Origin of the sequence: Acidithiobacillus ferriphilus, from assembly GCF_018854775.1 — a bacterium.
In the GTDB taxonomy this organism is placed as follows: Bacteria; Pseudomonadota; Gammaproteobacteria; order Acidithiobacillales; family Acidithiobacillaceae; genus Acidithiobacillus; species Acidithiobacillus ferriphilus.
The window spans coordinates 1-10536 of sequence record NZ_JAAZTY010000205.1; the positions used below are offsets into that span (position 1 = coordinate 1).

The following is a 10536-nucleotide window of genomic DNA, read 5'->3' on the forward strand; positions in this document are numbered from 1 at the left end:
CCAAAGGAAGCGCGCGAGGTCCCACATCGCAAAAATGATCCCGGCAAAAAGCATCAAGAAAAAGAATGCCCCCCTCTTCGCGCGCTCCGAAGCCGGATCCATTAAGCTAGCATAACTATTATCTGCCATAATCTATTTCCTCCTCATTTATTTGCTTGGCGTGGACACCCAGACAAAGGGCTCTTTCGCTCCCGGCGCGTAGTTGTCATTTGGACCGACAACCTCCGGCTCAATCGTCGCAGGGTATGGCACATACGGCGTAGGCGACTTCACCTGCCATTCCAAGCCCTTACTACCCCATGGGTTCGCATCGGCCTTCGGTCCATAGCGCCAACTATAAACCAGGTTGGCCAGCGGAATGAGAAAACCGGCGCCCAGAAGGAAAGCTGAAATGGATATAAACATGTTGATTTGATGCAGGTAGGGCAGATATATGGCAATGCGCCTGTTCATCCCATCAATACCCGCTATGAACATGGGGAAGAACGTACAATTGAAGAACACGAAGAACCACCAGGCGTGAAATTTCCCCCAAAACTCGTTGATCTTCCGACCAGTAACCTTGGGGAACCACCAATACAATGCACCAATCCAGGTAAAGATCACGCCACCAAGCATGGTGTAATGAAAATGTGCGACCACCCAATAGGTGTTATGAAGCTGTAAATCCGCTGGGACATCGGCATTGAATATCCCCGTCAAACCACCGACCAGGAAGTTCATCATGGCCATAAGTATAAGCAGAACAGCAGCATTAATCCTTAAGCGGCCACCCCATATTGTTCCAATGGCGGACAGATAAATAAACCCCGTAGGAACGGATACGGTTTCAGTGAGTGTCATGAATATGGGCATACGCGCATCACTCACCGCAGTGAAATAGTGATGAACGCCCAGCATCGCGCCCAGCATGGAAACGCCAACAAGTCCGGCGATAGCCCAACCCCTGGCAAATAACGGACGCTTGGCCGCGGCGGGAAGAATCTCCAGCCATATGGCAAAAGCGGGCAATATAAAGACATAAACTTCCGGATGGAATAAAAACCAGAACTGATCCATGTAGGCTAAGGGATGCCCGGTAGGTCCGGTGTAAAAATGACTGCCGGCTATCATATCGGACAAGTCCATCAGTGCACCCGTATAGGTGGCGGGCGACTCGACGATAAGAATCGTGGCGGCAGCAAACAAGCCCCAAATAAAAATCGGGACGCGACCCAGACTCATCCCTTTTGCGCGCATATACACCATGGTGCCAGCGATGTTAATGGCGCCGAACAGCGACGCGATAAGAATAGTAGCGGCGCCCAGGGCATAGAACACAATACCGTTACCGCTATTCTGCGCTAAAGGCGGATAGCCCCACCATCCGGTCTGAAATCCACCGATCAAAGGGCTCAAAAATACCGCCAACCCTGCTGGCGGCAAGAGCCACCAGCTAAGCCCCAACAGTTTGGGATAAACGACATTGCGCGCCCCCACCATCAGGGGAAGCAGGTAGTACCCTGCGCCGCCGACAATAGCCGATGCCACCACACCTAGCAGCATAATCACCCCATGGATACCGAAGGTTTCATTGTACATAACCTCCGACATCCACCAGCTCGTCGAGTCCGGTGTCAGCAGCTCGATCCGGATGGCCATGGCAAATAGGCCTGCGAAAAAGAAGGCTGCAATATTGAAAATCACATACCGCACGGCTGTAGACTTCGAATCCGGGCCGAAACGAAAATAACGTTCAATGCCAGTATAAGATGGAGCCTCCTTCCCACCGAAGGCACGCCGTATCCATCCCTCCCATACGCCGCTACCCAATAACCAGCCGATCATGCCAGCCACGTAACCCACTGTCGCAGGTAGAGCACCGACCAAAACATTGCCAGTCACAGCAGCCGTAATCCATGCCGCGGCAAAATATCCGGTTAGACCCCAAAATGTCGCGCGCAATAGTGGATACAGCATAGTAATCGTGAACGCGCTCTTGTCACCATTCATATCATCCAGCGGTTGCACTTGCATTTGATTAGTTGCCATTATTTACTCCTCATTCCAATTCAGCATATTAGATGGCAAGTCTTCAGCGGGTTTAGAAGCTGTTGTTCGCTACCCATTTTTTGAAGTCTGCTGCTGTTACCACCTTAACCGGTGCCCGCATCAAAGGATGTCCGTTACCACAAATCAAGGAACACTGTACACGCATCATCGGGTTCGTAGCGGTTGTTCCCAACGCGGTAGGGGTGATAAACAGATGCCGCACTTCATTGGGGATCACGTCTTTTTTCTCGCCCCAGGCGGGTATCCAGAAATCGTGCATGACATCTTTGGTTCGCAGGACGAAGTCTATGGTGCGGCCCTCGGGAACCACCAGTTTTGAAACATCCGTCACGCCCTGCTTGGGGTAAGAAAACGTCCACTTCCATTGTTGTGCGGTAACATCGATAACCAACGGCTTCTTCGCATCCAGCTGTATGCCCCAGAGTTGCTCTAAGCCCACCATGCCCGGATAAATCGTATTGGCCAGGTTAATGGCTATAGCCAAGGCCAGCCACGTCACCACAAAAGGGGCCCAAGTCCGTTTCTGATAGGCCGGCGCCCCGGTATCTGACATGGACGAGGCGCGGAAGCGCACCGCACTGTATATAAGGGCGCCGCCTACCAGCACATAGATGGCTACCGCCTGCCACAAAAGATATGTAGTCGCATCCGCCGTGATGTGTGCTTGGATACTACCCAAAATCGGCCAGTTACCAATGCCCCAGGTCATAAGCGTTTCGCCAATCGCCAAGCCAATAATCCATACCATCAATAGGCCACGGAAAGCTTTCCATAAGTTTTCTTTTGCTGCGTTCATATGCCCTCCCTATATTAGCTTCCCTGAGCCGGTAGTATGTCAATATTACCGTGCATTCCATTCATGAAGTGCTGCCCCGTTTGCAGGAAACAACCGTATTCCCATTTGCCGGGTTTATTGGGCACCACAAAGCTGAAAGTGTACTTCTGACCGCCGTTGAGACTAACGGAAAACGCTGGTATCGGCGCCGTCTGCCCCCCGCTCGTAATAGGCACACCGTCAAAGAAGTTGTCCTTCCATCCGACGGCCATGGCCTGTGATTTTGGAAAACCATTATTCCGGGAAACCAACGTTCTACCTATTGAAAACTGATGCGCAATCGCTGGTGCCGACTGTGATCGATTATCAATCGTTAACGCCACCTTTTCTCCGACACGCCATATCATATGGCCCGGTTTGTAATAATAGTTGAACTCATCAATTGAGTAGCGATGCACCCCATTAATGACTTGTCCAAATGGACTAGGCAGCGCCACCGTTTTTTCCCACTCCAGGGCGCCTATAATTACTGCTGCGCATGCCACAGCAGATACAAACACCGTAGCCGTACCTCTTCCTGCCGCCATACGTCTGTTCCTCCGCTCAAAAATACACATAAAGACGTAAAGCGACTTAGGCTTCACGTCGACCTTCTTGCTCGCCGCCCTCATTTCACCCTGCCATCGGTATCCACCTGACACCCGCGCAGACATAATAACACCTGAATATATTATTTAATACAACTTGCCGCAGTTTGCAACGTTTTTTTCAAGCACCGTAATACATGCCTCCCATGCATCGCTGTGTTTCACGCCAAGCGCTTAGATGATAAATAAAAAATACAATTAAAACAGGATTGTATCGTGCCATATTGCAATCTATCCAAACGAATGCGAACAATTAAGAACAACACCATATAAGAAAGTAATTATTGCCCTGAAGCTGTTGAGTTGCTCATATATTCACGTCCACCGGCAGACTCTTCCTTGGCGCGGGTGCGCTGCGCGAGCGTGGTCGCGCTGGCGTGGCCAGCTAGTCAGGTGGTTCAGGTGGACATATACTACGCGCCGGTCTAGGGTTATATGTATGCGGCTTGGCAAATCAGGCTGAGATGCGGTTGCTTGGACCCGGAGAACTTATGCAATCAGCTAAACCAACGCTCATACCTCCAGGACAACTCGGATGCGCCGCTGTGCGGGGGCAAGACGAATAAGTCGCCCCAGAAGCCGTTCGTCATTATCGTGGATGACCAGTCAACCGGTCGCAAGATCCTGGAGAAACTGGTGCTCGGCATTACACCGGAACCACTGGTGGAAAGCTTCACCGATCCCCGCAAGGCCCTGGAGCGGATACACGACCAAACGCCGGATCTCATCCTTGCAGACTACAAAATGCCGGTCATGGATGGGTTGGAGTTCACGAAGCGCGTCCGCGCCATCCCTGCCTGCGGCGATGTGCCGCTGGTGATCGTCACCGTAGTCCAGGATATCCAAATCCGCTACAAAGCCCTGGCGATCGGAGCCACGGATTTTCTCACTCGACCAGTGGACCAACACGAGTGCCAGGTGCGTTGTCGTAATCTGCTCGCCCTGCGCAAGCAGCAGCAGATCGTCAAAGACCGGGCGAAGTGGCTGGAGGATCAGGTGGCGCTGGCGACCGAACAGGTCCGCGGAAGGGAGCGGGAAACGCTCCTTATTTTAGCTCGGGCCGGTGAATACCGCGATCATGATACCGGCAACCATGTCATGCGCATGGCCAAGTATGCCCGCGCGATGGCCGAGAAGCTGGGCTTCACCGAAATGGAATGTGAAGAAATTGAGTTGGCCGCGCCGCTGCATGACATTGGTAAAATAGGGATACCCGACGCCATCCTCCTGAAACCCGGCAAACTCACGGCGGATGAGTTCCAGATAATGCAAGCGCACCCGATCATCGGCTACGAAATATTGAGCGGCAGCCAATCCCGTTTTATCCAGATCGGAGCGGTGATTGCTTTGGGTCATCATGAAAAATTTGACGGTAGCGGCTATCCCAAGCGGCTGCGGGGGGCGGAAATCCCGCTGGCGGCGCGCATTGTCGCGGTGGCGGACGCGTTTGACGCCCTGACTTCGGTGCGCCCGTACAAGGCGGCTTGGCCGTTCGATGAGGCTGTTGCTTATATACAAGATCAGGCAGGTCGTCACTTTGATCCCCTCTGCGTGCAGGCATTTCTCGACCAGATCGACGAAATCCGTGCGATCGGGAGGCGGTTATGCGATCCCCCACCACAAGGAAATAGCACCGGCTCATCGCCTGCTGACGCGGATATGTAAAGCTGGCGCAACCCAGCCCGGCCGCCACTGTGGATCCATCGATGTCCGATACTCAGATGCCCGAAGCAAATAATCCAGCCGTCCGTCAGGTGGGCCTCTTCCGGGCCATCTCTGGCCGACTATCCCGGCGGACCGATAGCGAACATGAGCAGGCGATTGTGCGAATGGTGATCGGCCTGCTGGTTTATATCTATATATTCTCATCTCCCTATGTCAGTTGGTTTAAAGACCCCAGACCTCTTTTCACTCTGCAGGTTTCAGCTACTATTTTTATAGTTTTTTCAGTAAGTTTGTTTATTTCCATCATCGTCTGGCCGGGCGAATCTCCCTGGCGGCGCATCTTGGGCATGAGCGGAGACCTCGGCGGTATATCTTTCCTGATTTCTCAGAGTGCTTACCAGTCGGGGTTTCCGCTGCTCGGAATCTATCTTTGGGTCACCATGGGGAACGGTTTCCGATACGGCCTCAATTATTTGTTTCTTGCCACCATTATGAGTGTTACCGGCTTCACTGCCGTGCTGTTCACCAGCAATTTCTGGTCCTCTCATTTCACATTCTGGGTGGGCGGGCTGATCATGTTGGCTGCCCTCCCCACGTATATGGCTGCCCTGCTGACCAAACTAAATGCCGCCATCGACCGCGCAAACGAGGCCAACAGGGCCAAGTCTCAGTTTCTCGCCAAGATGAGCCACGAGCTACGCACCCCATTGAATGGGGTCATCGGGATGAGTGATCTCCTCTTGGAAACCGGCCTGAACGAGGAACAAATGGGGCTCGCCCGCATCATTCAGGCATCGGCGCATACCTTGCTGGAATTAATCGAGAACATCCTGGATATTTCCAAGATCGAGGCGGGGCGTCTCGTCATCGAGCAAACCGATTTTGATTTGCATGCCCTGGTGAATCAAACACTCAAGACACTAACGACCGCAACCAACAAAAAAGGGTTGAATCTGGTCAACCACATTGTGCCAGAGACGCCTTTCCTGCTGCGCGGCGATCCCCGCCACCTGCGTCAGGTGCTGATCAATCTCACTGGCAACGCCGTCAAGTTTACAGATGAAGGTCGTGTGGAGTTAAGTGTCCGCCCCCTTTCCGTCACGCCTGACAAGGCCTGGCTCCGCTTTGATATCAGCGATACCGGCCCCGGCATTCCAGAGGCGGTGCAGACGGGCATCTTCGAGCCTTTCGTTCAGGCGGATGCATCCATCCAGCGTCGTTATGGCGGCACCGGTCTGGGCACGGCCATCGCTAAGGAACTGGTCGAGAAGATGGGTGGCCGCATCGGCTTCCATAGCCTTGTCGGTTCGGGTTCCACCTTCTGGTTCGAGTTGCCTTTCCTGGTCCGCGATACAGCCCGGATTCAGGATGCCAACGACATCTGTTCCCTGCCCGATACCCGTGTGCTGATCGTCGCTGGTGGCGCGCTAGCCGAAAACCTCCAGGACGCCCTGACGACGTGGAATATGAAGAGCGACCTTGCGGGCAGCCCCGCACGGGCCTTCTCGCGGCTTATCGAAGCCAACGAGCACGGCATACCCTACCGGGTGGCCCTGGTGGAGCGCCGCCATCTGGAGTTGGCGGCGGATCAATTCGCAGTCGCGGTGCGGGCGGAGTCTCCCCTGCAACAGATATCCCTGGTACTGGTCGAGGAAGAAGGATCGGGGCAAGAGGACGAACGCTTCCTGCGCGCCGGGTATTCATCGGTTCTGCATGCCCCCCTCGACAGAACGCTGCTCTTTAATGCGCTGCATGCCGCCAAAGCCGAGCATGATCTGCCCGAAAACGTGGTCCCGCTGCTGGAGTACTACCAGCAGCGTAGCAGCGCCCGAGCCCTGCACCTCCTCGTTGCAGAAGACAGCCGGGTGAACCAGAAAGTAATCCAGGGGATACTTGAGCACGCCGGGCACGGTGTACGTCTGGCGAGCAATGGCGAGGAGGTCCTGGACATCCTGGCACGGGAAGGCCCTTCTTTTGACATGCTCATTCTGGACATGAACATGCCGGGAATCAGCGGACTGGATGTCTTGAAGACGATCCGCTTCATGGAAACCGCGACACCCGCCCCAGTCATCATGCTGACGGCCGACGCGACCCGCGAATCCATGGAGTCCTGTCGGCTGGCTGGCGCAAGCGCCTATCTCACCAAACCGATCAACGCCAGGCATTTGCTCGACACCATCGCGCAACTTGCGGAAAAACGCCAGGAAACGAGCCAGAACGCTGTGCTGCATGCCCTGGATGCACAGGGAACCGCCCAGGGTATGGTAGACGAGCAAGCCTTATATGCCCTCGGTCAGTTGGGAGGGAACGATTTCGTGGATGACGTAGCGAGGGGTTTTATCCAGGACGGCCATCATCTCGTGGCCGAAATCCAGGAATCGGCGGCGCAACAAGACTACCCGCGTTTTCAGGATATGGTACACGCCCTCAAGGGCAGCGCCGGGCAACTCGGATGTACGCTCCTGGTGCTGGCTTGCAGCGAGGCCGAGAGGTTGAAGCCTTATGATCTTGGCGCACCGGGGGCGGAAGCCCTGGCAGCGAAGATCAGCAATTCATTTGATAGCACCTGCACCGCTCTGACCACCTACCTCGATAGCCAGCGCGATGCAGTAACCTAAGAAACCTAGTGCATCTAAGGGATTCCAAGCCCCGCTATGCCGCGCCTTGATGCCTTGCCGACTGTCTGGCAACAAGCCTCTCCATCATCCGCAGATCTCTCGCTTCAAGACGCAATGCGGCATCGACCCAAATTTCCCCGACTTTTATCAACTCCTCGTAAGTGACCGGACTACACAGGTCCTTTACTTTGCGCAAGGCCCGATACCCGTTTTTAGCCCGGCCTTCTTTCTGAATATAGTCATACACGGCGCGTTCCCCGTGCTTATCCTCAGCGAGAATATCGACCACCCCCATATCATACAGCTCATCGGCGGTATAAATTTTTCCGCTCAGAATCATGCGCTCGGCATTGGCAATGCCGACCTTGCGGGACAGAAGACTATATGCCCCCATACCGGGGAATAGATTGAAGAGAATCTCAGGCAGGCCCATTTTGGCGTTGCGTTCCGCTATCAGTACATTGCTAGATAGGGCACCCTCGAACCCGCCTCCCAACGCGTCCCCCTGGACCAGGGAGATGGTGGTTATATCCTGATCGAGATGGGAAATGTTGGCATGCAAAACTTTTATGCAGGAGGTGGTATAGCGCAGGAGCCCATTTCGGTCTTTTGATTGAATGAGCGTTCTGAATAAATTCAAGTCCCCCCCCAAATTAAAAACGCCGGGGACATCGGAGGCCCATGCAATGTAACTTATTTTACGGTCTTCCGATAACGTGTTTTGGGAAACTACTGTGCCGTGAAAATGGCGGATCTCGTCCAGCAGCGCCGGACTAAAGCAGGGGCGCGGCGAAGCATGCATGAAGCACCACATCAATTGATATTTCTCATCATAAAAGGTGCCCAGTTGGCTGTAAGAGGACCGATATGATCCGGGCAACGGCGCAGAGGGGTGAAGCATGCTGTTCATGAGGTTCTCCTAGGAAACTTTGGGTGGCATTGAGATGGAGCAAGGAAGTGCGATGATATCCCCCATCCAATTTCGCTAAAACGGGGGCAGCGATCAAGAGCGTTGACCTCCCCACAAATCCGCAACCTCGGCACCCACTGGGAAAAATGTAACGCTCTGTCCGACCTCGGAAACGAGGGTGTAAGAATTTTTGTGTAAATGGTCATTTGGCAGGAAACTGCCGTCAGGGGGCATGCAGACGAATCAACTCATGTCCGCAATCCATGCTTCCAGATCCGAAAAAGCGGTCATCTGTTGCCAGGCGAAAGCCCACAAAGCGGTGGGGCTCCCCGGTATTTGTCGTTGGTTGACAAACGTTGCCGCCAAATCCAAGGAATCACCCCGTTCCGGTCGCGGGAGCATCACCCAAAACAACTGCCCCAAGAACGGCAAGCCTGCACCCTGCGCAGGCTTTTTTGATGTGTCTGGGACATCCGCGATGAAGGCTGCGCCACCCATACTGATATCCGTCAACCGGACAAAAATCGATGGAAAGCTTTCATGCACATCACGCAAACCCACCCTGATGGGCGTATTGACGGTATACCGATGATAAGTTCGTTGTTGCGACCAATATATCGGCCCTGGATTCACAATGATTGACTGGTTGCCAACATTAATCACTTTACCCAAAAAACCGGCGTGTAAAACGTCATCACGCCCGATCACCAGAATGTCTCGGCCAACCAGATTTTTTCGATCCAGAGAAAAATCCTTTTGTATGGCGCCAGTTGCGGGGCGTGACCATTGTGGGATGGTCAGATGCACTGTTCCACCAAGGTCCAGTACCGTTATCAGTACTCCGAAGTCACGATCGGGCTGAAACTCCAGGACGGCTGTTAATAATCGAGATTCTGAGAGCCACTTTGCCAAAATGCGGGAAGGTTCGCGGACTATCTCCCAACGGCTGAAGAGTCGTTGGGCTTGAATGGCGAGTGGTGGGGTGCCGATCGTCAAAGTACCTGAGACGCGCAGGTCTACGCTCTCCGTTGGGTGCATGGTTGGTGCTGCACCATTGTCAGGTGTCCATTCCAATATCTGCACTTTATCCCAATCTACCATCGGTATTCCGTCAATCCTATCTGCGTGTTACTAGGTACTCTAAGCGCATTTTGGCTCCATGAAAATCGGAATAACATATAGGCACCCAAACTTTAGAAGCGGATGTTTCGCTGCCTCCGAGATTCGGTGCATTACAGCAGGCTCCCGGCTAACAATGGATGCCTATTCCGGTTTTGCCCAGTCATGTCCAGCAGTTCCGCCAATAGCAAACGACTCTCTTGATCCAGCAGACACCCCTGATGGATGGCCCCCTCGGTATCTCCCCGGCATCCAGAAGAGATTTGGCGGCACGGGCAAATTGGTGCATTCGCTCATGGCGGGTGAGTAGGTCAGCGAAATCCGGTACCTGACCAAAGATACGTGCGCCCTCCCCCCGTAGCCATCGCCCCAAATGGCAATAATCCTCTGCATCCTCTTCCAGAGTATAGGCCGGGAACGGGTTTTCGTGACGCAGGGCGCGGAGAAACATCTGGACGCGCAGGGTATGGCCCTCCAGAATCGGCGGCAGAATATCCATGAATGTCGAGACATCCCCCACCCGAAGGATGGGGCGGAAACGGGTGCTCCAGGCATGAATGGCCTCGGGAGGGAGCGGCTTGGAAAAATAGTACCCCTGCAGATGGCTGCACCCCATTTTGGTGAGCAGTGCCGCGTGCTCTGCCGTCTCCACTCCTTCAGCGATCACATCCAGACCCAGCATGCGGCTGGCGGTAATCACCGCCGCGACGATGGCCAGGTCCTTGGGATCATTGATCATGTCGCGCA

Annotated in this window: 8 protein-coding genes; 2 read left to right on the forward strand and 6 right to left on the reverse strand. The window is 54.0% G+C overall.

The genetic code is table 11. The features are described from left to right. Positions 1-147: 147 nt before the first annotated feature. The 3 genes from HF921_RS12205 to HF921_RS12215 all read right to left on the reverse strand — a co-directional run bounded on the left by HF921_RS12205 (position 148) and on the right by HF921_RS12215 (position 3540). The gene (locus tag HF921_RS12205; protein WP_226834592.1) at positions 148-2016 is read right to left on the reverse strand and encodes a cytochrome c oxidase subunit I; all 1869 of its coding nucleotides are present in this window, start codon (positions 2014-2016) and stop codon (positions 148-150) included. A 67-nt stretch (positions 2017-2083) separates the two neighbouring features. Further along, on the reverse strand, positions 2084-2848 hold the full coding sequence (locus tag HF921_RS12210; protein WP_215892999.1) for a cytochrome c oxidase subunit II: 765 nt from the start codon (positions 2846-2848) through the stop codon (positions 2084-2086). Positions 2849-2862: 14 nt separating this feature from the next. Next, positions 2863-3540: a cupredoxin domain-containing protein gene (locus HF921_RS12215; RefSeq protein ID WP_226834586.1), complete on the reverse strand. Its 678-nt coding sequence runs from the start codon at positions 3538-3540 to the stop codon at positions 2863-2865. Between the two features lie 528 nt (positions 3541-4068). Here HF921_RS12215 and HF921_RS12220 point away from each other — a divergent pair. Together HF921_RS12220 and HF921_RS12225 are read left to right on the forward strand one after the other, a co-directional pair. Further along, positions 4069-5139, forward strand: coding sequence for an HD domain-containing phosphohydrolase (locus tag HF921_RS12220; RefSeq protein WP_319025493.1), 1071 nt, complete (start codon positions 4069-4071; stop codon positions 5137-5139). Between the two features lie 41 nt (positions 5140-5180). Continuing rightward, the gene (locus HF921_RS12225) at positions 5181-7760 is read left to right on the forward strand and encodes an ATP-binding protein (RefSeq protein ID WP_215893900.1); all 2580 of its coding nucleotides are present in this window, start codon (positions 5181-5183) and stop codon (positions 7758-7760) included. Between the two features lie 34 nt (positions 7761-7794). On the opposite strand, the gene HF921_RS12230 is transcribed toward HF921_RS12225, so the two are convergent. The 3 genes from HF921_RS12230 to HF921_RS12240 all read right to left on the reverse strand — a co-directional run. After that, positions 7795-8670, reverse strand: a complete 876-nt coding sequence (locus HF921_RS12230) for a crotonase/enoyl-CoA hydratase family protein (RefSeq protein WP_215893901.1) — start codon at positions 8668-8670, stop codon at positions 7795-7797. Positions 8671-8913: 243 nt separating this feature from the next. Continuing rightward, positions 8914-9771 carry a PilZ domain-containing protein gene (locus tag HF921_RS12235; protein ID WP_215893902.1) on the reverse strand — a complete coding sequence of 286 codons (858 nt, stop codon included), beginning with the start codon at positions 9769-9771 and terminating at the stop codon, positions 8914-8916. Between the two features lie 181 nt (positions 9772-9952). Beyond that, the coding region (locus HF921_RS12240; RefSeq protein ID WP_226834590.1) for a CZB domain-containing protein at positions 9953-10536 on the reverse strand (584 nt) is incomplete at its 5' end.